This window comes from Pseudomonas sp. TH07, from assembly GCF_016651285.1.
In the GTDB taxonomy this organism is placed as follows: domain Bacteria; phylum Pseudomonadota; class Gammaproteobacteria; order Pseudomonadales; family Pseudomonadaceae; genus Aquipseudomonas.
The window spans coordinates 619,768-642,970 of record NZ_JAEKED010000001.1 but is presented as its reverse complement, the minus strand read 5'-3'; the positions used below and the strand labels follow the sequence as shown (position 1 = coordinate 642,970).

Here is a 23,203-nt window from a genome sequence, read left to right as displayed (position 1 = left end):
GGATTTAGGACTACTCTTTCAACGTTGATTGATCCAGATCAAAACCTTTTCCAAAGGTCGATCTGGCGGCCAGATGGCCAGAAATCCCTACGTTGCGATGGTTTAAAAAGAACGAATCCGAATTCGCCACACTCCATATCCGTGGGGGCAGTGGGTGCAGGCCGCAAGCCTTCAGCCGGTATTACCTGACAGAGGAAAGCTTATGTTCGGTTTGGAGGCACTTGATCTCGCCCGAATCCAATTCGCGTTCACCATCTCGTTCCACATTCTGTTCCCGGCCATCACCATCGGCCTGGCGAGTTACCTGGCGGTACTCGAAGGCTTGTGGCTCAAGACCCGCGACGACACCTACCGCGACCTGTACCACTTCTGGTCCAAGATCTTTGCCGTCAACTTCGGCATGGGTGTGGTCTCCGGCCTGGTCATGGCCTACCAGTTCGGCACCAACTGGAGCCGCTTCTCGGATTTTGCCGGCGCTGTCACCGGCCCGTTGCTGACCTATGAAGTACTCACGGCGTTCTTCCTTGAGGCCGGTTTCCTTGGGGTCATGCTGTTCGGCTGGAACAAGGTCGGGCGCAACCTGCACTTCTTCTCCACGGTGATGGTGGCCATCGGCACGCTGATCTCGACCTTCTGGATCCTCTCGTCCAACAGCTGGATGCAGACCCCTCAGGGCTTTGAAATCATCGACGGCCGGGTGATTCCGGTGGACTGGTTCGCCGTGGTCTTCAACCCCTCGTTCCCCTATCGCCTGGCGCACATGGCCACGGCCGCGTTTGTCGCCACGGCGTTCTTCGTCGGCTCCTCGGCTGCCTGGCACCTGCTGCGCGGGCGGGATAACCCGGCGATCCGGCGCATGCTGTCGATGGCGATGTGGATGGCCCTGATCGTGGCGCCAGTACAGGCGGTGATCGGTGACTTCCATGGCCTCAACACCCTCAAGCACCAGCCGGCGAAAATTGCCGCCATCGAAGGCCACTGGGAAAACATCGGCAACGAGCCGACCCCGCTGATCCTCTTCGGCTGGCCGGACATGAAGGCTGAAAAAACCAAGTACGCCGTAGAAATCCCTTACCTGGGCAGCCTGATTCTCACCCACTCGCTGGACAAGCAAGTGCCGGCGCTCAAGGACTTTCCACCTGAGGACCGGCCGAATTCGACCATCGTCTTCTGGTCGTTCCGGGTCATGGTCGGCCTCGGCTTCCTGATGATCTTCACCGGTCTGTGGAGCCTGTGGCTGCGTCGCCGCGAGCGGATCTACCACAACCGGCTGTTCCTGCACCTGGCGCTGTGGATGGGGCCGTCGGGTCTGATCGCGATTCTCGCCGGCTGGTTTACCACCGAAATCGGCCGTCAGCCGTGGGTGGTCTACGGGCTGATGCGCACGGCAGATGCATCGTCCAACCACAGCTTTATGCAGATGAGCATCACCTTGGTGTTGTTTGTCGTGGTCTATTTCGCGCTGTTCGGTGCCGGCCTGGGCTACATGATGCGCCTGGTGCGCAAAGGCCCTGTGATCAATGAAGGGGCCGAAGTCAGCCACGGGGGACCTGGGCAGAAACGCACGCCGGCCCGGCCGCTTTCCGCTGCCGACGATGACGCCGAAGCTGACCACAGCGACCGCCTGAACAAGGGGAATTGACTCATGGGTATCGATCTTCCGCTGATCTGGGCCGTGATCATCATCTTCGGCATCATGATGTACGTGGTCATGGACGGCTTCGACCTGGGGATCGGGATTCTCTTCCCGTTCATCCCGGGCAAGACCGACCGTGACGTAATGATGAACACCGTCGCCCCGGTCTGGGACGGCAATGAAACCTGGCTGGTGCTGGGGGGCGCGGCGCTGTTCGGCGCCTTCCCGCTGGCTTACTCGGTGGTGCTCTCGGCGTTGTACCTGCCGCTGATCCTGATGTTGATCGGCCTGATCTTTCGCGGCGTGGCGTTCGAGTTCCGCTTCAAGGCCAAGGATGACAAGCGTCATCTATGGGACAAGGCGTTTATCGGCGGTTCGATCACCGCCACCTTCTTCCAGGGCGTGGCGCTGGGGGCCTTTATCGATGGCTTGCCGGTGGTCAATCGCCAGTTCGCCGGCGGTTCGCTGGACTGGCTGACCCCCTTCACCCTGTTCTGCGGCGCGGCACTGGTGGTGGCTTATGCCCTGCTGGGCTGCACCTGGCTGATCATGAAGACCGAAGGCAAGCTCCAGGAGCAAATGCACAACCTGGCGCGGCCCCTGGCCTTTGTGGTGCTGGCGGTGATCGGCATCGTCAGTATCTGGACCCCGCTGGCGCACCCGGAAATCGCCACGCGCTGGTTCACCTTGCCGAACCTGTTCTGGTTCCTGCCGGTGCCGATCCTGGTGTTGGTGACCATGTATGGCCTGGTTCGCGCCGTGGCGCGCAACGCCCACTACACGCCGTTCTTGCTGACCCTGGTGCTGATCTTCCTCGGCTACAGCGGCCTGGGCATCAGCCTGTGGCCGAACATCGTGCCGCCGTCGATCTCGATCTGGGACGCCGCCGCGCCGCCGCAAAGCCAGGGCTTCATGCTGGTGGGCACGCTGTTCATCATCCCGTTCATCCTCGGGTACACCTTCTGGAGCTACTACGTGTTCCGCGGCAAGGTCACCCACGAAGACGGTTACCACTAGGGCGCCGCCGGGCGCGCGGTGTGCCGGGCACACCGCAGCCTGCGGGTTATCAGGAGTTCAAGCGATGAGCAACAAACACTCTTTGCAGGAAATCGAAGCCGCCGAGAAAAAGCCCCTGTGGCAACGCCTCGGCTGGCTGGCCGGAATCTGGGTCGGCAGCGTGCTGGCCCTGTTTATCGTCGCCAGCCTGATGCGCATGTTCATGAATGCCGCGGGCCTGACGACCCACTGATCATCCCATCCCGTTGCCTTGCGGCACGGTTTTACAGCCCTCTCATGGAGGGCTTTTTTTGGTCTGCAACCTGCTAGTGCTGGATTATTTGCGGGCCTTGAGGATCACGAACTTCGGTGTCGCCGCCACCTGCTCGACGCCCCGGAACAGGCGCGCCAGCTTGCTGTGATAACCCAGGTGGCGGTTGCCGACGATGTACAGCGCGCCGCCCACCACCAGCGCTTCGCGGGCCTGCTGGAACATGCGCCAGGCCAGAAAGTCGCCAACCACCTGTTGCTGGTGGAACGGCGGGTTGCACAGCACCACGTCCAGCGACTGCGGCTCCTGCCCGGCCAGGCCATCGTCGGCGCGCACGGTCACTTCGCGTTCGCCGAGGGCCGCATGCCAGTTCTCCCGGGCCGATTGCACGGCCATGAAGGATTCATCCACCAGGGTGTAGTGGGCGTCCGGATTGCGCAGGGCGCTGGCGATGGCCAGTACTCCGTTGCCGCAGCCCAGATCGGCGACCCGGGCCTGGCCCAGGTTGTGGGGCAGGTGCGGGAGGAAGGCACGGGTGCCGATGTCCAGCCCTTCGCGGCAGAACACGTTGGCATGGTTGAGCAGCTCGATGGCCGGCTCATCCAGTTGATAGCGGCTGGGGTAGGGCGACACGGCCGGGGTCCTGGCTTCAGGCGTGGCCATCAGCAACCGCGCCTTTTTCACCGCCAGGGACGCCTGCACCGGGCCGATGTAGCGCTCCAGCAAGTCCCCGGCCGCCCGCGGCAAGTGTTTGACCATGGCCGCCGCCACCACCTGGGCGCCTGGAGCCAGTTGGCCCTGCAGGCGGATCAACTGTTCTTCCAGCAGGGCCAGGGTCTTGGGCACGCGAATCAGCACCCGGTCGAACGGGCCGTGCAACGGCTCGCTGGCCGGCACCACTGACACCGCGTCAAAGGCGCGACCGTTACGCACCAGGTTCTTTTCCAGGGCCTGGGCGCCTAGAAACGAGTCGCCACTGCTGGTCAACTGCACCCGACCCGCCAGGCTCGCGGCCAGGGCGCCGAAGCTGTCGTTGAGGATCAGCACCCGGGTCTGCGCATCCGGCTGCTGCTCGGCCAGGTGGTTGAGCAAGTACTCGTCCGCCGCGTCGAAGGCCTGCAACGGCTCGTTCGGTTGTTCGGGCTGGCGGATCAGGTCGAGCTGGGCGAAGGGGCTTTCGAGCAGGGGCATGGGGCGGACTCTGGATAATCGACGAATGTCCTGCCGATGGACGGGGCGTCTGCGGGCAGGAACGTTCGGGCAGGTGGCACGCAGGCCGCGTGGCGTCTGCTCGAAGAGGGGGCAAATGGTACGTTTTTTTGCCGCTGATTGCCCGCGATCTATGCCATTACAAACCACCGGTGTTTCTGCCCCGTGCTTTGCGGGACACTAGCGGCATTCGCCCAATGGAGCCTGCCATGACTGCCAGTGCAGAAAAGTACACGCGCCAGACCTTGCTTGAGGTCCATCCCCTGACCCCGAGCCTGTTCACCCTGCGCACCACCCGCGATGTCGGTTTTCGCTTTCGCGCCGGGCAGTTTGCCCGCCTGGGCGTGACCCGGGCCGATGGCAGCACGGTGTGGCGGGCGTACTCCATGGTGTCGTCGCCGTTTGACGAATTTCTCGAGTTTTTCTCCATCGTGGTCCCCGGCGGCGAGTTCACCAGTGAACTGAGTCGCCTCGAAGTGGGCGACAGCCTGCTGGTGGAACGCCAGGCCTTTGGCTACCTGACCCTGGACCGCTTCGTCGATGGCCGTGACCTGTGGCTGCTGGCCACCGGCACCGGGATCGCGCCGTTCCTGTCGATCCTCCAGGACTTTGAAGTCTGGGAAAAATTCGAGCGCATCATCCTGGTCTACAGCGTGCGTGAAGCCAAGGAACTGGCCTATCAGCAGTTGATCCGCGAGCTGGTGCAGCGCGACTACCTGGCGGAAGTCGCCCACAAGTTGCAGTTCATCAGCACCGTGACCCGCGAACAGCATCCGGGCAGCCTCAACGGGCGCATTACCCACCTGATCGAAAACGGCGAGCTGGAGCGCGCCGTCGGCGTGCCACTGACCCCGGAGCATTCGCGGGTGATGCTGTGCGGCAACCCGCAGATGGTCGATGACACCCGGGCCCTGCTCAAGCAACGCGATATGCAACTGAGCCTGAGCCGACGCCCCGGCCAGGTGGCGGTAGAAACCTACTGGTAAAAAAAACGGCGCCTCAGGGGCGCCGGTTTTCCAGGGGTGTGGCGACTTCAGGGTTTGTTGTTCTGCGCTTTGAGCAGATCGCGGATCTCGCCCAGCAGTTCTTCTTCCTTGGTCGGTACCGGTGGCAGGGTAGGGGCCACGGCTTCTTCGCGCTTCAGGCGGTTGATGGCTTTCACGCCCATGAAGATGGCAAAGGCGACGATGACGAAGTCGATCATGCTCTGGATGAATTTACCGTAGGCCAGCACCACGGCCGGTGCATCGCCCACAGCGGCCTTGAGGGTAATGGCCAGGTCACTGAAGTCGACGCCGCCGATCAGCAGGCCGATAGGTGGCATGACCACATCACCGACAAAGGACGAGACGATCTTGCCGAACGCCGCACCGATGATGATACCGACGGCCATATCGACCACATTACCTTTGACCGCGAAGGCCTTGAACTCACTTAGCACGCCCATAGGTTATTCCTTGTTACAGATGAGGTTGGTGAACGCAGTGTAAATCAGCCATTGCGCTCCTGCTTGATACAACTGCTTACAGTGTTCGCTGTTATCGACCGACTTGGCGGCAAATAGTTTACAAAGTGCCAGCAATCGCGCGCGTAATACCCGCACTTGAGCCTATCGCCCAGAACATTCTTTCAATCAGTCGCTTGCGACCTTTCAATTTAGTTTTCAACTCGTTGCTCACTAGCCTCTAACAGGCGCACTCGACTGCGCTGGATTAACCAGAGGAATAAAACAATGAGTACCACCCTTGGCCTTGGGACTCTTTCCCAGCGGCGCCTGCTGGGCGTCATGACCGCCAGCCTGCTGTCCCTTTCCGTACAGGCTGCCACCTTGACCCGCGATAACGGCGCCGCAGTGGGCGACAACCAGAATTCGCAAACCGCCGGCGCGACCGGCCCCGTGCTGTTGCAGGATGTGCAACTGATCCAGAAGCTCCAGCGTTTCGACCGCGAGCGCATTCCGGAGCGGGTGGTGCATGCCCGTGGCACCGGTGCCCACGGCACGTTCACGGTGACCGACAGCCTCAGCGACCTGAGCAAAGCCAAGGTCTTTGCCGCAGGCGAAGTGACGCCGGTGTTCGTGCGTTTTTCGGCGGTGGTCCATGGCAATCACTCGCCTGAAACCCTGCGTGACCCCCGGGGTTTTGCCACCAAGTTCTATACCGCCGACGGTAACTGGGACCTGGTAGGCAATAACTTCCCGACCTTTTTTATTCGTGATGCCATCAAGTTCCCGGACATGGTGCATGCATTCAAACCCGACCCGCGCACCAACCTGGATGATGATTCGCGGCGTTTCGATTTCTTCTCCCATGTTCCGGAAGCCACCCGCACCTTGACCGAGTTGTATTCCAACTCCGGTACTCCGGCCAGTTACCGGGAAATGGACGGCAATGGCGTGCACGCCTACAAGTTGGTCAACGCCAAGGGCGAAGTGCACTACGTGAAGTTCCACTGGAAGAGCCTGCAGGGCATCAACAATCTGGACCCGCAACAGGTGGTCCAGGTGCAGGGCCGTGACTACAGCCACATGACCCATGACCTGGTGAGCCATATCAACCAGGGTGACTTCCCGAAATGGGACCTGTATGTCCAGGTGCTCAAGCCCCAGGACCTGGCCGGCTTCGATTTTGATCCGCTGGATGCGACCAAGATCTGGCCCGGAGTGCCGGAGCGCAAGGTCGGGCAGATGGTGCTCAACCGCAACCCGGGCAATGTGTTCCAGGAAACCGAGCAGGTGGCCATGGCCCCGGCCAACCTGGTTCCGGGCATCGAGCCGTCGGAGGACCGCCTGCTGCAAGGCCGAGTGTTCTCCTACGCCGATACCCAGATGTATCGCCTGGGGGCCAATGCCCTGCAGTTGCCGATCAATGCGCCGAAAGTCGCGGTCAACAACGGTAACCAGGACGGCGCGATGAACAGCGCCAGCAGCTCCACCGGGGTCAACTACCAACCGAGTCGCCTGTTGCCCCGCGAAGAACCGCAAGCTGCCCGCTACAGCCAACAGCCGCTGAGCGGCAGCACCCAGCAGGCAAAGATCCAGCGCGAGCAGAACTTCAAGCAGGCCGGCGAGCTGTACCGTTCGCTGAGCAAGCAGGAGCGCCAGGACCTGATCAACAACTTCGGCGGCTCCCTGGCCACCACGGATGACGAGAGCAAGCACATCATGCTGTCGTTTCTCTACAAGGCCGATCCCGAGTACGGCAGCGGCGTGACCCAGGTGGCCAAGGGCGACCTGGCGCGGGTCAAGGCCCTGGCCGCCAAGCTGACGGATTGACGGCGTGCGCGCGACGCCCGCTCAGGGTGTCGCGTGCTCCTGCTTTGTGTAGACCTGAGGGAGGTGCTCCATGCCTATCTATATCGCGGCACTTTTAATCTGTTGTTCATTCACCGCGCTCGCCGCTCCCGGGCAACCGCCCGCCACGGAGCCGGCAGCGATCAAGGCCCAGTTGCAGGACTACTATTTCGATGCCGCTCGGCGCGGTGATGTCGAGATGCTCGATACCTTTATCGAGGCCGGCTATGCCCTCGATACCCAGGACGAAAAGGGCTACAGCGCGCTGATCCTCGCCGCCTATCACGGCCAGGCTCCGGCGGTTGAACGCCTGCTGGCCGCGGGTGCCGACGCCTGCGTGCAAGATAAGCGGGGCAATACCGCGTTGATGGGCGCGATCTTCAAGGGCGAACTGGGGATTGCCCGGCGCCTGCTGGCCGCCGATTGCAGCCCGGACCAGCGCAATGCCGCCGGTCAGACCGCTGCCATGTACGCCGGCCTGTTCAAGCGCGTGGAGTTGCTGGATGCGCTGGCGGCCAAGGGCGCCGACCTGAATGCCGAGGATCCGCTGGGCAATAGCGCCGCACGTCTGGCCAGCGGTGAAATCCGTACCGCCGCGCCGCACTGATCACCCTCCAGCTGAGCTATCATCGCGGTTTTTGCCGGGGGTTCAGATGGCCAAGGCCAAACGCATGTACGGCTGCACCGAGTGCGGCTCAACCTTTCCCAAGTGGGCCGGGCAGTGCGGTGAGTGCGGGGCCTGGAACACCCTGACCGAAACCATGGTCGAGAGCGGCGGCGCGGCGGCCCCCAGCGGGCGCACCGGCTGGGCCGGGCAACAGGCGCAGATCAAGACCCTGGCTGAAGTCAGCGTCGAGGAAATCCCGCGTTTCTCCACCGCTTCCGGCGAACTCGACCGCGTGCTCGGTGGCGGCCTGGTGGACGGCTCGGTGGTGCTGATCGGCGGCGACCCGGGTATCGGCAAGTCGACCATTCTGTTGCAAACCTTGTGCAACCTCGCCACGCGCATGCCAGCCCTCTATGTGACCGGCGAAGAGTCGCAGCAACAGGTGGCCATGCGTGCCCGCCGCCTGGGCCTGCCCCAGGACAAGCTGCGGGTCATGACCGAAACCTGCATCGAAACCATCATCGCCACCGCCCGTCAGGAAAAACCCAAGGTCATGGTGATCGACTCGATCCAGACCATCTTCACCGAGCAGCTGCAATCGGCGCCGGGCGGCGTGTCCCAGGTGCGCGAGAGCGCGGCCTTGCTGGTGCGCTATGCCAAGCAGAGCGGCACGGCGATCTTCCTGGTCGGCCACGTGACCAAGGAAGGTGCCCTGGCCGGGCCGCGGGTGCTGGAGCACATGGTCGACACCGTGCTCTATTTCGAAGGCGAATCCGACGGGCGCCTGCGCTTGCTGCGAGCGGTGAAAAACCGTTTCGGCGCGGTCAATGAACTCGGCGTGTTCGGCATGACGGACAAGGGGCTGAAAGAAGTCTCCAACCCTTCGGCGATTTTCCTCACCCGTGCCCAGGAAGAAGTACCGGGCAGCGTGGTGATGGCCACCTGGGAAGGCACGCGGCCAATGCTGGTGGAAGTCCAGGCGCTGGTGGATGACAGCCACCTGGCCAACCCGCGCCGGGTCACCCTGGGCCTGGATCAGAACCGCCTGGCCATGCTGCTGGCGGTGTTGCACCGCCACGGCGGCATTCCGACCCACGACCAGGATGTGTTCCTCAACGTGGTGGGCGGGGTCAAGGTACTGGAAACCGCTTCCGACCTGGCGCTGATGGCGGCGGTCATGTCCAGCCTGCGCAATCGCCCGTTGCCCCACGATTTGCTGGTGTTCGGCGAAGTGGGGCTGTCCGGCGAAGTGCGTCCAGTGCCCAGCGGCCAGGAGCGCCTGAAAGAGGCCGCCAAGCACGGCTTCAAGCGGGCCATTGTGCCCAAGGGCAACGCACCGAAAGAGTCGCCACCGGGGCTCAAGATCATTGCTGTCACCCGCCTGGAACAGGCATTGGACGCACTTTTCGAATAACCGCCACGTGGGCCTTATGAAAGGAAGCAGATGATGGTCAATAAAAGCGGATGGACCCGGGCCCTCGGTTTGGCGCTGATGTTCAGCGCCGCCAGTGCCCATGCCGATCAGGGCGAAGTGCCGGAAGGCTATCGGGTGGCGCAGCAGGTGCTGGTCGGCGACGGCTCGGTGCTGGAGGTGCTGGAGGACCTGCGCATCACTCCGCAGATGCACGCCGACAGTTGGGGCAGCGCGCTGGATGCGGACTCGTTCGATGCGTCGGCGGATCTCGAAAACCATCCCTTGCTGGAGGCGCAGGCCCGGTTGATTGCCGATTCCGGAGAGGTGCTGGCGCAAAAGGACCTTGGCTACCCGCTGGCGACAGTGGAGAAGGCCCCGATCAACGGCCTGCCAGCGCCGGCGTTCTTCCTGACCATCGACATGACGGCGCCCATGGGCAGCTACAGCGGTCCGGCCACCGAGGTCCTGGTGCCGGCACAAAATCAGCTCGACCCGTTGCGTTACCTGGCGGAAACCGGTGAAAAACATCCGTTGGTGCTGGCCGAGACCGGCAAGGCGGCCTGGAAAGTGGTGCCGGCGAACGATAGCGCCACCGAGTCCATCCAGCAGGTGTCATCAGCGCCCGCGCCCCAGGGTGAGGACTTTGTGACCACCTACCGGACCTATCGTTATGTCGATGGGCAGTGGCAAGTGGCATCCCGCCAGCAGCCGGGTTACTGGGAAAACGAGAGCGAGTTTCCCCAGCCGTCGGCGTTTCCCTGAGGTTCGGGTTTGGGGCGCTGATCAGATTTCGATCAATGCCCCAAGCTCACGCTCCAGCTCCTCGGGGTCGCCCAGGTTCAACTCCACCAGCCGCCGTAGATGCTCGATCGACTCCAGGCCGATATGCAGGCAGACGAACCCGAGCTGGCCATGGTCATCGTGGGCCAGTTGCACGTCCATCTTCACCTCGGCATCGGCACTCAAATGAATGTCGGCTTCAAAGGGCTGGCTGGCATCGCCCAGCCAGGGCTCGGGGCGCTGGATCAGCATGCCCTTGAGCGACAGGTCGAGCAGTTGGACGGGCCAGCGTCGGGATCCCTGGCTGAGTTCGGTCCTGGCATCAAAAGCAATGCGCTTGAAACGTCGGCGATCGGAATGTTGCTCGCTCATGGCCTGGCCCTCTGCGTGGTGCACTGACTATAGACCCCTGTTCTGCGCTACAGCCAGCGGCGGACCTTGCGGCAATAGTCACGGTAGGTGTCGCCGAACAGGCTTTGCAGCTGCACTTCGTCCGGGTGGATGACATTGCGGTTCATCAGATACAGCAAGGGCGCCAGCAACAGCCACGGCCAGAGACTGCCGAGCAGCAGGGCGATGGCGCAATAGCCGCAGGTGTCGACGAGGTTGATCGGGTTGCGGGACACGGCGAACGGGCCGTCGCGCAGCAGTTGCCGGGGCTGGTTGAAGTTGCTGTTGGTGGTGTGCTGCTTGCGGAAACGCCACATTGCCCAGAACGACAGGCCCTGGCCAACCACGATCAGCAGCACGGCCAGGGCCTGGGTCCAGCCATTGGCCGGGACGGGCAGGGGCAGCCAGTCGGCAAGAAACAGCGCCAACGTGATGAACAGCAGATACAACAACGGCGGCGGTAGCAGTGGTGGTTCAGCGGGCCTGGCCATGGGGTCTCCTGACGGGGGGCTTGTAGTTGCGACTGTTTTTTCGCCACGGTGGTTCAGTGTGTTTTCGAGCGGGCGGGCAGAAGCGGCGAGCGGCCGTCCCCACAGGGCTGGATTTTCTTAAAAGAAGGCTCTAGACCAACGTGGGGGGTGGTCTTTGAAGCCAGTAGCGCTAAACTCGGTTTGGCTGTCTTTCTGTCCACCCTGGCTGGAATAAAAAAATGAAAAATAATAATAGCCTGCTACGCCATGTACCCTGGCTGCTGCTGGCAATCGTAGGAGCGTGCGCCCTCGGCGTAGTGGCATTGCGTCGCGGCGAGGCAATCAACGCCTTGTGGATTGTGGTCGCGGCAGTGGCCATTTATCTGGTTGCGTACCGTTACTACAGCCTGTTCATCGCCAACAACGTGATGCAACTCGATGCACGCCGGGCAACCCCCGCTGTGCTCAACAACGACGGTCTGGACTACGTCCCCACCAACAAACACATTCTCTTCGGTCACCACTTCGCGGCTATTGCCGGTGCAGGCCCTCTGGTCGGTCCGGTGCTGGCAGCGCAAATGGGCTATCTGCCCGGCACACTCTGGCTGATTGCCGGTGTGGTACTGGCGGGTGCGGTCCAGGACTTCATGGTGCTGTTCCTGTCGACTCGCCGTAACGGCCGTTCCCTGGGCGATATGGTGCGCGAGGAAATGGGCCGGATCCCCGGGACCATCGCGCTGTTTGGCTGCTTCCTGATCATGATCATCATCCTCGCGGTGCTGGCGCTGATCGTGGTCAAGGCCCTGGCCGAAAGCCCGTGGGGCATTTTCACGGTGATGGCGACCATCCCGATCGCGATGTTCATGGGCATTTACATGCGCTACATCCGCCCGGGTCGCATCGGTGAAATCTCGGTCATTGGCGTATTGCTGTTGCTGGGCTCGATCTGGCTGGGCGGGCAGATTGCCGCTGATCCGGTTTGGGCCAAAGCCTTCAGTTTCACCGGGATCCAGATCACCTGGATGCTCATCGGCTACGGCTTCGTCGCGGCGGTGCTGCCGGTCTGGCTGATTCTGGCTCCCCGGGACTACCTGTCCACCTTCCTCAAGATCGGCACCATCATCGCCCTGGCGATCGGCATCCTGGTCACCATGCCCGAGCTGAAAATGCCGGCCCTGACCCAGTTTATCGACGGCACCGGACCGGTGTGGAAAGGCGGCCTGTTCCCGTTCCTGTTCATCACCATCGCCTGTGGCGCGGTATCGGGCTTCCATGCGCTGATCTCCTCGGGCACTACGCCCAAGCTGCTGGATAACGAAACCAACGCCCGCTACATCGGTTACGGCGGCATGTTGATGGAGTCCTTCGTGGCCATCATGGCGATGGTTGCCGCATCGGTGATCGAGCCTGGCGTGTACTTCGCCATGAACAGCCCGGCGGCCGTGGTCGGCGGCGATGTGGTGGCCGTGGCGCAAACCGTCAGCAGTTGGGGTTTTGCAATTACCCCGGAAGCCCTGCAAGCGGTGGCCCATGACATCGGCGAGACCACCATCCTGGCTCGCGCCGGTGGTGCGCCGACCCTGGCGGTCGGTATTGCGCAGATCCTGCACAGTGTCCTGCCGGGTGAAAACACCATGGCGTTCTGGTACCACTTCGCGATCCTGTTCGAAGCCCTGTTCATCCTGACCGCAGTCGATGCCGGTACCCGTGCCGGACGCTTCATGCTGCAGGACCTGCTCGGATCCTTCGTGCCGGCGCTCAAGCGCACCGAGTCCTGGACCGCCAACCTGATCGCCACTGCCGGCTGCGTGGCGATGTGGGGTTACCTGCTGTACCAGGGGGTGATCGATCCGTTGGGTGGCATCAACACCTTGTGGCCACTGTTCGGTATCTCCAACCAGATGCTGGCGGGTATCGCGCTGATGCTGGCGACCGTGGTCCTGATCAAAATGAAACGCCAACGCTACATCTGGGTGACCATGCTGCCGGCTGTCTGGCTGCTGATCTGCACCACCACGGCGGGCTTCATCAAGCTGTTCGACGCCAACCCGGCGATCGGCTTCCTGTCCCTGGCCAAGAAGTACAGCGATGCCCTGGCAGGCGGTCAGATCCTGGCTCCGGCCAAGAGCATCGAGCAGATGCAGCACGTGATCTTCAACGCCTACACCAACGCAACGCTGACCGCGCTGTTCCTGCTGGTGGTGTTCAGCATCCTGTTCTATGCGCTCAAGGTCGGCATCGCCGCCTGGGGCACCAAGGAACGTACGGATAAAGAATCGCCCTTCCAGGCCCTGCCGGACGCGTAACCCAAGGATTGCAAACATGTTCAATGACCTGAGTCGCCTCGGTAAATACCTCGGTCAGGCCGCGCGCCTGATGGTCGGCATGCCCGACTACGACAACTACGTCGAGCATATGCAAACCAAGCACCCGGACAAGCCGGTGATGAGCTACGAGATGTTCTTTCGCGAACGTCAGGAAGCACGTTACGGCGGCAAGGGCGGTCCGAAGTGCTGTTGAAGCACAGAGACTAGGCAACATCCCACTGTAGGAGCCGGTCGGTCGGCGAGGTCTGAATTGACCTCGCCGGCGGGCTGGGCTCCTACAGTTTTTTCAGCCCAAGGGAGATCTTCGTTTTGTCAGCACCCATCCCCGTCACCGTCCTCAGCGGCTTTCTTGGCGCGGGCAAGACCACGCTGCTGCGGCACCTGCTCAAAGCCGAGCACGGCCTGAAAATCGCCGTGATCGAGAACGAATTCAGCGATGCCGGTATCGACACCCAACTGTTGGGGGCCGAGCCGGTGCAAGTCATGACCCTGTCCAACGGCTGCGTCTGCTGCACCATCCACACCGACCTGACGAAGGCGCTGTACCTGCTGCTGGAGCGACTGGACAGCGGTGAAATTGCCTTCGACCGCCTGGTGATCGAGTGCACCGGGCTGGCCGATCCGGCGCCCGTGGCCCAGACCTTTTTTATCGATGAAGAGCTGCGCGAGCGCTACATCCTCGACGGCATCATCACCCTGGTGGACGCCGCGCATGCCGAGCACCACCTGACCCAGACCATCGCCCAGGCCCAGATCGGCTTTGCCGACCGGCTGCTGGTGAGCAAGCGCGATCTGGTGGATGAAGCAACATTCAACGCCCTCAGCGAACGCCTGACCCGGATCAACCGCCGGGCGCCGATTCGCGTGGTGGAGCACGGTCAGATCGACCTGGCCGAACTGCTGGATGTGCGCGGGTTCAACCTCAATGCCGACCTGGGCGGCGGCGTCAGCTTGCGTCCGGTGAGCAAGGCGCCTTCCATCGATCGTATCTCCAGCCTGGTGCTGCGCACCGACCAGCCGCTGGATATCGAAAAACTCAGCGAGTTCATGAACGAGCTGCTGGAAGATCACGGCAAGCAATTGCTGCGCTACAAAGGCGTGCTCAATATCGCCGGCGAACCGCGGCGCATGGTGTTCCAGGGCGTGCTCAAACTCTACGGCTTCGATTGGGACACCGAATGGGCCGAAGGCGAAGCCCGGGAAAGCGTGATTGTGTTTATCGCCGACGACCTGCCGGAAGAAAAGATTCGTGCAGGATTTGCACGAGTGGCTGCGAGCTAAGGCCCACCCCTCTGTGGACAGGCCCGGCCACCGCACAGGCGTGCGGCAGCCGACCGGCCCGAGTCGGGCTTAACGTGCGCCCAGCAGCCTGGTTTCCAGATGGTCCAGGTGCTGGTTCATCAAAGCTTCCGCTGCCTGGGCATCCCCGGTTTCCAAGGCATCGACAATCGCCGAGTGTTCCTGCCAGGCGCAGTAGTTGCAGGCCCGGGATTCATGGTGGGCGATGGCCAGGGACGTCAGCGGCACCAGGCTGGCCAGAAAATGTGCCAGCGGCCCGTTGCCCGCCACCTCGGCCAATTGCAGGTGGAACTCGCCGGACAGGCGAATGGCCGGGCCGCGCTGATCCCGTTCGATGGCCTCGCGTTCGCGGGCAATCAGTTGGCGCAGGGGCAGCAAGTGCCGGGGGCGTGGTTGCTGGCAGGCCAGGCGCACCAGGGTGATTTCGGTCAGGCGTCGGGCATGCAGGATCTGCCGGGTCTGCTCGATGTCCGGCGCCGCCACCTGTGGCCGGTGGTTGGGGCGCAGGATGATCACCTGCTGATGGGACAGGCGGGCCAATACCTGGCGAATGATGCTGCGGCTCACCCCAAAGGCCAGACCGAGGCTTTCTTCGGTGACGCGGCTGCCGGGGGTGATGCGCTGTTCGAGAATGGCTTCGAAAATCTGTGGATAGACATCGTCGACCAGCAGCTTTCTCTGGCCCCGGCCCAGGCGGGGCAGGGCGCCGCTGGGGATGAATGCATGATTGTTCAAGGCGCAGCTGGCCATGGCCTGTCTCCAGTCCGGTTGCCGATATGAAGTGTTCTACATCGGGTCAGTGACCCAGGTTGTCATCCGGGATGTTCAGTTCGATGCCCATGCGCTGGCCTTCCTGGAGGATATGCTTGCGCATCTCGGCGCTGGCCAGCGCGCTGTTCTTGTTGCGGACGGCCCGCACCACCGCTTCGTTTTCCTGCAGGCGCTCGGCCAGGTGTTCCGGCGAGTTGCGCAGGATGTCCGCGCTCTGTTTCAGCGCGTTGCTGGTCTGTTGCACCACGTTCTGGAAGATCGGGTTGGAGGTCAGGGCGAACAGCTCTTCATGGAAGGCGATGTAGGCGTTCATCCCGGCTTCGCTGTCATTGGCGTCGAGGGCTTCGCGCATGTCCATCAGGGTCAGGCGCAATTGCCCGACTTCCTTGCTGCTGATGGACTGGGCCACCAGGCCGACGATAAAGGGCTCAAGGGTGTAGCGCAGTTGCAGCACGTCTTCCAGGCTGGCGCCGGCGACGCTGCTGGTGCTGATCGATGATTCGCCGAGGGTGGCTTCGAGCACCAGCACGCCCTTGCCGGGCAGGGAGCGCACCAGCCCCAGGGTTTCCAGGACGATCACCGCTTCGCGCAGGCTTGGACGACTGATGCCCAGTTGTTCGGCCAACTCGCGTTGCCCGGGCAGCATGTCGCCGCAGCGCCATTGGCCACGGGCCAAGGCTGCCCGCAGTTTTTCCACCACTGAATTTACCACCGTCGACGAGCTGATCACTGTGCACTCCATGGGTATCGGTAACGCCGCCATCGGCGGGCGCTGATTGTTGTGCCTGCCGTCGGCAGGCACAAGTGTTGCCTAGAACTCCTGCTGATGGGCGGACGCTGCCGGTTTACGCGGCTGGAAGCCGTAACCCTGCTGGCCGCTCAAGACCTTGTTGGCGCGCTGCAGGTCGATGTCTTTTTCCCAGCGCGCGATCGCCACGGTGGCCACGCAGTTGCCGATCAGGTTGGTCAGGGCGCGACCGATGCCCATGAACCAGTCCACCGCCAACACCAGGACCAGGCCGACCACCGGAATCGCCGGGATCGCAGTCAGGGTCGCGGCCAGAATCACCAGCGCCGAGCCGGGTATGCCGTGGGCACCTTTGGAGGTGATCAGGGACACCAGGAGAATGGTCAGCAAGTCCGACATCGACAGCGGCGTACCCGTGGCGTTGGCGATAAACACGATGGCCAGGGTCAGGTAGATGGAAAACCCATCGAGGTTGAACGAGTAGCCGGTGGGGATCACCAGGCCCACCGTGGAGCTGCCGATCCCCAGGTGTTCGAGCTTGCGCATGATCTGCGGCAGCACGGCGTCGGATGAGGCGGTGCCGAGCACGATCAGCAGTTCTTCACGCAGGTACTTGAGGAACGGCAGCATGCGCAGGCCCGACAGGCGCATCACCAGGCCCAGGATCACCGCGACGAACGCGAAACAGGTCAGGTAGAACAGCCCCACCAGGCTGCCCAGGTGCTGCAGCGAATCCACGCCGTACTTGCTGGTGGTGAAGGCGATGGCGCCAAACACGCCGATCGGCGCCAGGCGCACGATCATGCCCATGATGCGGAAGATCACATGGCTGAGTTCGTTGATCAGCCGCGAGATGCCGGAGGCGGCTTCACCTACCAGGTTCAGGGCGCTGCCGAAGAGCACGGAAAACAGCAGGACCTGGAGGATGTTGTTGTCAGCGAAGGCCCCGATCACCGAGGTCGGGATCAGGTTCATCAGGAACTGCGCGGTGCCCTGCATGTGCTGGCCGCGTTGGGCGATGTCACCCATGTCGGCGCTGGACAGCTGATCCAGATGGATGTTGGCGCCGCTGCCAATGCCGGTGCTGAAGGCCATGATCAGGCCGATCACCAGGGCAATGGTGGTGAGGATTTCGAAGTAGATGACTGATTTGAGGCCGATGCGCCCGACCTTTTTCAGGTCGCCGGCACCGGAAATGCCGCTGACCACTACGCAGAACACGATCAGGCCGATCAGCATCTTGATCAGCTTGATAAAGCCATCGCCCAGCGGTTTGAGTTGTGAGGAGAATTCGGGAAGGGTGAGTCCGCAAACGACGCCGAGCATCAGTCCGAGAACAACCTGGAGGAAAATTGAACGCGAGCACCATCTGAGCATGAGGAGGATCCTGATCGGTGTCCTGTCTGCCGTGCGCGTGAGCGCTTGCGGATCCAGGACTTAATTATTGTGGTCTTACCGGTATGTCCAGTGCAGGCGCAGTCTACGCTCGGATTTTATGGGTTTACAAGGGGGATGTCGGAAATTGGCATGACCGGTCTGACCAGTGGTGTTACTCAGACAGTCGGGGGTTTTAAGGGGGACGGTGTGCCTGGGGTGGTTGTGGGGAGGAGGGCCTGCGCTGGTTTTATCTGGCACACAAAACCCCCACGCACAAAAAAGCCCGGCACCAGGGCCAGGCTTTTCTACTGCGTTATGCGGGCTATTAAGCGCCGTATACCGGCAGCTTCTTGCAGATAGCCTTGACCTTCTCGCGAACGGCGTCGATCACCGCTTCGTTATTCAGGTCAGCCAGGATGTCGCAGATCCAGCCAGCCAGTTCCTTGCACTCGGCTTCCTTGAAGCCGCGAGTGGTCACGGCTGGAGTGCCGAAGCGCAGGCCGGAAGTGACGAACGGGGAACGTGGGTCGTTCGGTACCGAGTTCTTGTTCACGGTGATGAAGGCTTTGCCCAGAGCGGCGTCAGCGTCCTTACCGGAGATTTCCTGCTTGATCAGCGACAGCAGGAACAGGTGGTTTTCAGTACCGCCGGAAACCACGTCGAAACCGCGCTCGATGAACACGCCGGCCATGGCCTTGGCGTTCTTGATCACTTGTTCCTGGTAGGTCTTGAACTCAGGCTGCAGGGCTTCCTTGAAGCAGATGGCCTTGGCGGCGATCACGTGTTCCAGCGGGCCGCCCTGGGCGCCCGGGAATACGGCGGAGTTCAGCTTCTTCTCGATGTCGGCGTTGGCGCGAGCCAGGATCAGACCGCCACGTGGACCGCGCAGGGTCTTGTGGGTCGTGGTGGTGACCACATCGGCGAATGGCACTGGGTTCGGGTAGACGCCAGCGGCGACCAGACCGGCTACGTGAGCCATGTCCACGAACAGGTACGCACCGACCTTGTCGGCGATTTCGCGGAAGCGCGGGAAGTCCAGGATCTGCGAGTAGGCAGAGAAACCGGCCACGATCATTTTCGGCTTGTGCTCGACCGCCAGGCGCTCGACTTCGTCGTAGTCAATCAGGCCGTTGGCGTCGATGCCGTATTGAATGGCGTTGTACAGCTTGCCGGAGGAGGAAACGCTGGCGCCGTGGGTCAGGTGACCGCCGTGAGCCAGGCTCATGCCCAGGATGGTATCGCCAGCCGACAGCAGGGCCAGGTACACCGCGCTGTTGGCTTGGGAGCCGGCGTGGGGCTGGACGTTGGCGTAATCGGCGCCGAACAGCTCTTTGGCGCGGTCGATGGCCAGTTGCTCAACCACGTCGACGTATTCGCAGCCGCCGTAGTAACGCTTGCCTGGGTAGCCTTCGGCGTATTTGTTGGTCAATACCGAGCCTTGAGCTTCCATCACCGCTGGGCTGGTGTAGTTTTCCGAAGCGATCAGCTCAATGTGCTCTTCCTGGCGCTGAGCTTCTTGCTCCATGGCGGCAAAGAGATCGGCGTCGTACTTGGCAATAGTCAAATCACGGCTGAACATGGCGGTCCTCAAGGATCGGGGGCAGAAAAGGGAGGCATTCTAACCCAATGGGTTTTAGATGGCATATGAAAGGACATCATGTCGCACAGAAGCAGCGTTCAAGTGACGAGCTGCAAGCGGCAAGCGGGTCGTTTTTCTCTTGCAGCTTGTCGCTTGAAGCTTGTCGCGGGTTCTAGTCGAACATGAAGAGTGCGTCGTTGCTGAACTGGGCTTCGAAGCGATTGGCCGGCATCGGGCGGCCGAACAGATAGCCCTGGACCTCGTCGCAACCGTGTTCACGCAGGAAATCCAGCTGTTCGTGGGTTTCCACACCCTCGGCGATCACCGCCAGGTTCAGGCTGTGGGCCATGGCAATGATGGCGCGGGCGATTTGCGCGTCCTGCTCGCCGGACGGCAGGCCATCGACGAAGGTTCGGTCGATTTTCAGCACGTCGATCGGGAACTGCTTGAGGTAGTTCAGCGATGAGTAGCCGGTGCCGAAGTCATCGACGGCGATGCTCAGCCCCAGGTTTTTCAGGCCGGCGAGAATCTGCATGGCCTCGCTGACTTCGCGCATCAGGATACTTTCGGTCAGTTCCAGCTCCAGGCACGCCGGCGGCAGGCCGGTTTCCTTGAGGATGGTGGCGATCCGCGTGCCCAGCTGGCCGTCGGAGAACTGCCGCGCCGAGATGTTCACCGAGACTTTCGGCACCCGGACCTTGGCCTGGTGCCAGGACTTGAGCTGGCGACAGGCCTCGCTGATCACCCAGTCACCGACATCCACCACCAATCCGAGTTCTTCGAGTACCGGGATGAAGTCCCCCGGTGGCACCAGCCCGCGCCGCGGATGCCGCCAGCGCAGCAGGGCCTCGGCCCCGGTCAGGCGCTTGCCGTCGCCGCTGAATTGCGGCTGGTAGTAAAGGACGAATTCTTCCTGCTCCAGGGCGTGGCGCAGGTCGCTTTCCAGCTCCAGGCGCTCCAGGGCGCTGGCGTTCATGTCCGCCTGGTAGAACTGGAAGTTGTTCTTGCCGCGTTCCTTGGCGTGGTACATCGCGGTGTCGGCGTTCTTCATCAACTGGCTCAGTTCATTACCGTCCTGCGGGCTCAGGGCGATGCCGATACTGGCGGTGACAAAGAACTCGCGGCCCTCGAGCACAAAGGGTTTTACCAGGCTGGCGAGAATCTGCTCGGCGACGTGGATCGCCCGGTTCAGCGCCATTTCACGGCTGGCGCGAGGCTGCAGGAGCAGGGTGAACTCATCGCCGCCCATGCGCGCCACGGTGTCGTCATCGTCGACGCAGCCCAGCAGGCGCGTGGCCATTTCCTTGAGCATGCGATCGCCTGCGGCATGGCCCAGGGAGTCGTTGATCGGCTTGAAGCGGTCGAGGTCGAGGAACATCAGCACCACCCAGGACTTCTGCCGTTCCGCCGATTGCAGAGCGGTGTGCAGGCGATCCTGGAACAAGGTGCGGTTGGGCAAGTGGGTCAGGGCGTCGTAGTAGGCCAGGCGGTGGATCCGCTGCTCGCTGGCCTTGCGCTCGCTGATGTCACTGAAGAAGCACACGTAGCTGGCCAGGTCGCCTTCGTCATCCAGCACCGCGGTAATCCCGACCCAGGCCGGATAATGCTCGCCATTGCGCCGCTTGAGCCAGACTTCGCCTTCCCAGGTGCTGTGCTGGTGCAGTTGCTTGAGCACATAGCGCAGGTGGGCTTCCTGCTGTTCGTCGACGGTCAGCATGTTCGGCAGCTGGTCGAGTACCTGGGACACCGCGTAACCGCTGACCCGGCTGAAGGCCTCGTTGGCCTGCACGATATAGCCGGCCGGGTCGGTGATCAGGATCGCCGAGGTCGAGTGTTCGAAAACCGTGGCAGCCATGCGCAGGTCTTTTTCCGCACGGCGTTGCTGGCTGATGTCGCGGCCGACGCCGAGCACGCCTTCGAACGCCCCGTGCTCGTCCCACACCAGCACCAGGCGCAGCTCGATGGGAATCTTGCGGCCGTCGGCGCGCAGGCAATCGAACAGGAACAACTGGGTCTGCACCTGGCTGCGCAACTGCGCCAGTTGCTCGGGTTTGTCCAGGGCCTTGCTGACCCGGTCCATCAGGGCATAGATGCCGGTCAGTTGCTGCGGGTTGGCGATGGTCGATTGCCAGCCGTTCTGGAAGATCCAGTCCACTCCATAACCCAGCACCGCCAGCACCGACGGGCTCACGTAGTTCAACGATAGCTTGCTGTCGGTGGAGAAAATCACGTCGCTGATGCTTTCGGCGAGCATCCGGTAGCGTTGCTCGCTGTCGCGCAGGGATTCGCTGGCCTCGATCTGGTCGGTGATGTCCTTGGCGACGCCGATGATCCGCGTGACCTGGTCGTGCCGATCCCGGGCCAGTGCCTGTTCGCGGATCTCGAAACGCCGCCATTGGTCGCTGCGGTGGCGAAAGCGCAGTTGGCATTGCAACAGCTGGGCATAACCCGAATGCCGCTGCTCCTGGCGCAGGCGGTGGTAGAGGTCGGCGTCTTCCGGGTGCAGCAGGATCTCCCAGAAGTACTCGCCCATCTGGTGCAGTTCGGTCTTGTTGTAGCCCAGGGTCTGCCCCAGGTGATGGTTGCTGAAAATCATGCGCTGGCTGATCACGTCCTGCACATACAGGTGATCGGGCACGGTGCGCACCACGTCCGACCAGAAACCTTCACGCTCCAGCAACGACAGTTCGATCAGCTTGCGGCTGGTGATGTCACTGATGCTGAGGATCACCGCGCGGTAATCGCTCGGGTCTTCCGGCAGGCGCAGCACCAGCCACAGATGCTGGTCCTTGCCCTGGGCATCGCTGAGCTTGATTTCCAGCTCCAGCTGCTTTTGGCGGGTGAGCACGGCATCCAGCAGTTGAATGCCGATGGCGTTGCCGTTGAGCGGGCAGCCGTCGATCAGCAGTTTCCAGGCGCTTTCGCAGGCGTCGACATTCAGCAGGCGCAGGGCGACCTGGTTGACTTCGGTAATGCGCAGTTCCTGCAACAGTTGCAGGCGCTGCTCGGAGCTCTGTTGCAGCCAGTGCCTGAGCTGCTCGCTGGTGCGCAGTTGCAGCTTGTCGAGCAGAATCGGGAGGCCGGAGATATCCAGCACGCACAAGGCCACGCCGGTGCCTTCGAAAATATCCTGGTAGCGGCGCCGACCTTCGTGCAATTGGCGCTGGCGCCGGCGCATGTTCAGCAGGGCGATCACCGGAATCAACGAGAAAGCCAGGCCCAGCAGGCATTTGCCGATAAAGGCTGGCAACAGTTGCTCGATGACCGCGCGCTCATCGAACAGGCCGCGCAATTGCCAATCGCTATTGCCCAGGGGCGTGACCAGCACGGTGTTGGCCATTTCATCGGGCGAAAGCTGACCGGGTGTGGCGCTGCTGCTTTCATCGCGGCTGATGACTTGCTGGGTCAGGCGGTTTTGCACCACCCACACCGGGCGGAAGCTTTCGTCGCTGTGCCGGGTCAGGGTCTGGAAGAAACTCGGGGCCACTCGCAGTACCCAGTAACCCTTTACCGCGCCGCTGGGCTGGTGCAGTAACAGATACACCACCGAACCCTCCGGGCCGTTGCCGAAGAAGTAGCGCTGGACGTGGCTGCGCTCGACCAGTTTCGCTAGCCAGGCCGCATCCTGGCTGTCGGTGGCGCTGTCACTCAGCACTTGGCCCTGGGCATTGAGCAGGGCGACGCTGCGAACATCCGGCAGGGACAACTGGAGTCTTTTCAGCAGTTGCTGCTGTTGCTCGGTGTCGTGGGGCTGTTCGACGATCGGTAGCAGGTTGAGGGCAATCTGCGCGTTCAGCGCCAGGTTCAGGCTGAGGTGATCAGCCAGATCGGCGCTGTAGTCGATGGCATGTTGGTGCTGGTCTTTACGGGTTTGCTGCAGTTGGTCGAGCAACTGCCAAAACAGCAGGGCGAGCAGCAGCAGTACCAGCGTTGCCAATCCCCCCTTCAGGGTGCCGCGCAGGGGAGAGCCGGGCGCAGAGGTGATTGCGCGCACGGAAGATGGCGGAATGACATTGGACAAGCTGTGATCCTGCGGT

Annotated in this window: 20 protein-coding genes; 11 read left to right on the top strand and 9 right to left on the bottom strand. The window is 62.2% G+C overall.

What is annotated here, in order from left to right:
• Nucleotides 1-202 precede the first annotated feature (202 nt).
• From JFU57_RS03115 to JFU57_RS03105, 3 genes are all read left to right on the top strand, one after another.
• Complete coding sequence (locus tag JFU57_RS03115) at nt 203-1,642, top strand: cytochrome ubiquinol oxidase subunit I (RefSeq protein WP_078471731.1); 1,440 nt, start codon at nt 203-205, stop codon at nt 1,640-1,642.
• Nucleotides 1,643-1,645: 3 nt separating this feature from the next.
• Nucleotides 1,646-2,653, top strand: coding sequence for a cytochrome d ubiquinol oxidase subunit II (gene cydB, locus JFU57_RS03110; RefSeq protein ID WP_078471732.1), 1,008 nt, complete (start codon nt 1,646-1,648; stop codon nt 2,651-2,653).
• 64 nt (nt 2,654-2,717) lie between these two features.
• The gene (locus tag JFU57_RS03105) at nt 2,718-2,885 is read left to right on the top strand and encodes a DUF2474 domain-containing protein (protein WP_020296413.1); all 168 of its coding nucleotides are present in this window, start codon (nt 2,718-2,720) and stop codon (nt 2,883-2,885) included.
• 84 nt (nt 2,886-2,969) lie between these two features.
• Here JFU57_RS03105 and JFU57_RS03100 read toward each other — a convergent pair whose 3' ends face one another.
• Entirely contained in the window at nt 2,970-4,094 is a 1,125-nt protein-coding gene (locus JFU57_RS03100; RefSeq protein ID WP_201128092.1) for a methyltransferase, read from the bottom strand.
• 227 nt (nt 4,095-4,321) lie between these two features.
• Between JFU57_RS03100 and JFU57_RS03095 the strand changes: the two genes are divergently transcribed.
• Nucleotides 4,322-5,098, top strand: a complete 777-nt coding sequence (locus JFU57_RS03095) for a ferredoxin--NADP reductase (protein ID WP_201128090.1) — start codon at nt 4,322-4,324, stop codon at nt 5,096-5,098.
• A gap of 47 nt (nt 5,099-5,145) precedes the next feature.
• Here the strand turns inward: JFU57_RS03095 and mscL are convergent, their stop codons facing one another.
• On the bottom strand, nt 5,146-5,559 hold the full coding sequence (gene mscL, locus JFU57_RS03090; RefSeq protein WP_078471735.1) for a large-conductance mechanosensitive channel protein MscL: 414 nt from the start codon (nt 5,557-5,559) through the stop codon (nt 5,146-5,148).
• Between the two features lie 339 nt (nt 5,560-5,898).
• Between mscL and katB the strand changes: the two genes are divergently transcribed.
• From katB to JFU57_RS03070, 4 genes are all read left to right on the top strand, one after another.
• A complete protein-coding gene (katB, locus tag JFU57_RS03085) occupies nt 5,899-7,386 on the top strand; it encodes a catalase KatB (RefSeq protein WP_201132074.1) in 1,488 nt (495 codons plus the stop codon).
• A 70-nt stretch (nt 7,387-7,456) separates the two neighbouring features.
• Nucleotides 7,457-8,011, top strand: a complete 555-nt coding sequence (locus JFU57_RS03080; RefSeq protein ID WP_201128088.1) for an ankyrin repeat domain-containing protein — start codon at nt 7,457-7,459, stop codon at nt 8,009-8,011.
• Between the two features lie 46 nt (nt 8,012-8,057).
• Nucleotides 8,058-9,425: a DNA repair protein RadA gene (radA, locus tag JFU57_RS03075; RefSeq protein WP_078471738.1), complete on the top strand. Its 1,368-nt coding sequence runs from the start codon at nt 8,058-8,060 to the stop codon at nt 9,423-9,425.
• A 30-nt stretch (nt 9,426-9,455) separates the two neighbouring features.
• The gene (locus tag JFU57_RS03070; RefSeq protein WP_201128086.1) at nt 9,456-10,187 is read left to right on the top strand and encodes a hypothetical protein; all 732 of its coding nucleotides are present in this window, start codon (nt 9,456-9,458) and stop codon (nt 10,185-10,187) included.
• 21 nt (nt 10,188-10,208) lie between these two features.
• On the opposite strand, the gene JFU57_RS03065 is transcribed toward JFU57_RS03070, so the two are convergent.
• Entirely contained in the window at nt 10,209-10,577 is a 369-nt protein-coding gene (locus JFU57_RS03065; RefSeq protein WP_078471740.1) for a PilZ domain-containing protein, read from the bottom strand.
• A gap of 47 nt (nt 10,578-10,624) precedes the next feature.
• Nucleotides 10,625-11,086: a methyltransferase family protein gene (locus JFU57_RS03060; RefSeq protein ID WP_201128084.1), complete on the bottom strand. Its 462-nt coding sequence runs from the start codon at nt 11,084-11,086 to the stop codon at nt 10,625-10,627.
• A 218-nt stretch (nt 11,087-11,304) separates the two neighbouring features.
• Here JFU57_RS03060 and JFU57_RS03055 point away from each other — a divergent pair, with 218 nt between their 5' ends.
• From JFU57_RS03055 to yjiA, 3 genes are all read left to right on the top strand, one after another.
• Nucleotides 11,305-13,371, top strand: coding sequence for a carbon starvation CstA family protein (locus JFU57_RS03055; RefSeq protein WP_020296423.1), 2,067 nt, complete (start codon nt 11,305-11,307; stop codon nt 13,369-13,371).
• Between the two features lie 16 nt (nt 13,372-13,387).
• Nucleotides 13,388-13,585: a YbdD/YjiX family protein gene (locus tag JFU57_RS03050; protein WP_007895266.1), complete on the top strand. Its 198-nt coding sequence runs from the start codon at nt 13,388-13,390 to the stop codon at nt 13,583-13,585.
• A gap of 116 nt (nt 13,586-13,701) precedes the next feature.
• Nucleotides 13,702-14,673 (top strand): GTPase, encoded by a 972-nt coding sequence (gene yjiA, locus JFU57_RS03045; protein ID WP_201128082.1) that lies wholly within the window; start codon nt 13,702-13,704, stop codon nt 14,671-14,673.
• Between the two features lie 69 nt (nt 14,674-14,742).
• Here yjiA and JFU57_RS03040 read toward each other — a convergent pair whose 3' ends face one another.
• The 5 genes from JFU57_RS03040 to JFU57_RS03020 form a co-directional block, all read right to left on the bottom strand.
• Complete coding sequence (locus JFU57_RS03040; protein ID WP_201128080.1) at nt 14,743-15,441, bottom strand: GntR family transcriptional regulator; 699 nt, start codon at nt 15,439-15,441, stop codon at nt 14,743-14,745.
• A 46-nt stretch (nt 15,442-15,487) separates the two neighbouring features.
• Nucleotides 15,488-16,192: an FCD domain-containing protein gene (locus JFU57_RS03035; protein ID WP_201128077.1), complete on the bottom strand. Its 705-nt coding sequence runs from the start codon at nt 16,190-16,192 to the stop codon at nt 15,488-15,490.
• A gap of 81 nt (nt 16,193-16,273) precedes the next feature.
• On the bottom strand, nt 16,274-17,587 hold the full coding sequence (locus JFU57_RS03030) for a C4-dicarboxylate transporter DctA (RefSeq protein WP_078471745.1): 1,314 nt from the start codon (nt 17,585-17,587) through the stop codon (nt 16,274-16,276).
• 325 nt (nt 17,588-17,912) lie between these two features.
• The gene (gene glyA / locus JFU57_RS03025; RefSeq protein WP_201128075.1) at nt 17,913-19,166 is read right to left on the bottom strand and encodes a serine hydroxymethyltransferase; all 1,254 of its coding nucleotides are present in this window, start codon (nt 19,164-19,166) and stop codon (nt 17,913-17,915) included.
• Nucleotides 19,167-19,338: 172 nt separating this feature from the next.
• On the bottom strand, nt 19,339-23,187 hold the full coding sequence (locus JFU57_RS03020) for a bifunctional diguanylate cyclase/phosphodiesterase (protein ID WP_201128073.1): 3,849 nt from the start codon (nt 23,185-23,187) through the stop codon (nt 19,339-19,341).
• Nucleotides 23,188-23,203: the final 16 nt, after the last annotated feature.

Excerpts from the sequence above, each read along its gene's own strand:
- JFU57_RS03115 (WP_078471731.1), top strand. The coding sequence starts at position 203 with ATGTTCGGTTTGGAGGCACTTGATCTCGCCCGAATCCAATTCGCGTTC.
- cydB (WP_078471732.1), top strand. The coding sequence starts at position 1,646 with ATGGGTATCGATCTTCCGCTGATCTGGGCCGTGATCATCATCTTCGGC.
- JFU57_RS03105 (WP_020296413.1), top strand. The coding sequence starts at position 2,718 with ATGAGCAACAAACACTCTTTGCAGGAAATCGAAGCCGCCGAGAAAAAG.
- JFU57_RS03100 (WP_201128092.1), bottom strand. The coding sequence starts at position 4,094 with ATGCCCCTGCTCGAAAGCCCCTTCGCCCAGCTCGACCTGATCCGCCAG.
- JFU57_RS03095 (WP_201128090.1), top strand. The coding sequence starts at position 4,322 with ATGACTGCCAGTGCAGAAAAGTACACGCGCCAGACCTTGCTTGAGGTC.
- mscL (WP_078471735.1), bottom strand. The coding sequence starts at position 5,559 with ATGGGCGTGCTAAGTGAGTTCAAGGCCTTCGCGGTCAAAGGTAATGTG.
- katB (WP_201132074.1), top strand. The coding sequence starts at position 5,899 with ATGACCGCCAGCCTGCTGTCCCTTTCCGTACAGGCTGCCACCTTGACC.
- JFU57_RS03080 (WP_201128088.1), top strand. The coding sequence starts at position 7,457 with ATGCCTATCTATATCGCGGCACTTTTAATCTGTTGTTCATTCACCGCG.
- radA (WP_078471738.1), top strand. The coding sequence starts at position 8,058 with ATGGCCAAGGCCAAACGCATGTACGGCTGCACCGAGTGCGGCTCAACC.
- JFU57_RS03070 (WP_201128086.1), top strand. The coding sequence starts at position 9,456 with ATGATGGTCAATAAAAGCGGATGGACCCGGGCCCTCGGTTTGGCGCTG.
- JFU57_RS03065 (WP_078471740.1), bottom strand. The coding sequence starts at position 10,577 with ATGAGCGAGCAACATTCCGATCGCCGACGTTTCAAGCGCATTGCTTTT.
- JFU57_RS03060 (WP_201128084.1), bottom strand. The coding sequence starts at position 11,086 with ATGGCCAGGCCCGCTGAACCACCACTGCTACCGCCGCCGTTGTTGTAT.
- JFU57_RS03055 (WP_020296423.1), top strand. The coding sequence starts at position 11,305 with ATGAAAAATAATAATAGCCTGCTACGCCATGTACCCTGGCTGCTGCTG.
- JFU57_RS03050 (WP_007895266.1), top strand. The coding sequence starts at position 13,388 with ATGTTCAATGACCTGAGTCGCCTCGGTAAATACCTCGGTCAGGCCGCG.
- JFU57_RS03040 (WP_201128080.1), bottom strand. The coding sequence starts at position 15,441 with ATGGCCAGCTGCGCCTTGAACAATCATGCATTCATCCCCAGCGGCGCC.
- JFU57_RS03030 (WP_078471745.1), bottom strand. The coding sequence starts at position 17,587 with ATGCTCAGATGGTGCTCGCGTTCAATTTTCCTCCAGGTTGTTCTCGGA.
- glyA (WP_201128075.1), bottom strand. The coding sequence starts at position 19,166 with ATGTTCAGCCGTGATTTGACTATTGCCAAGTACGACGCCGATCTCTTT.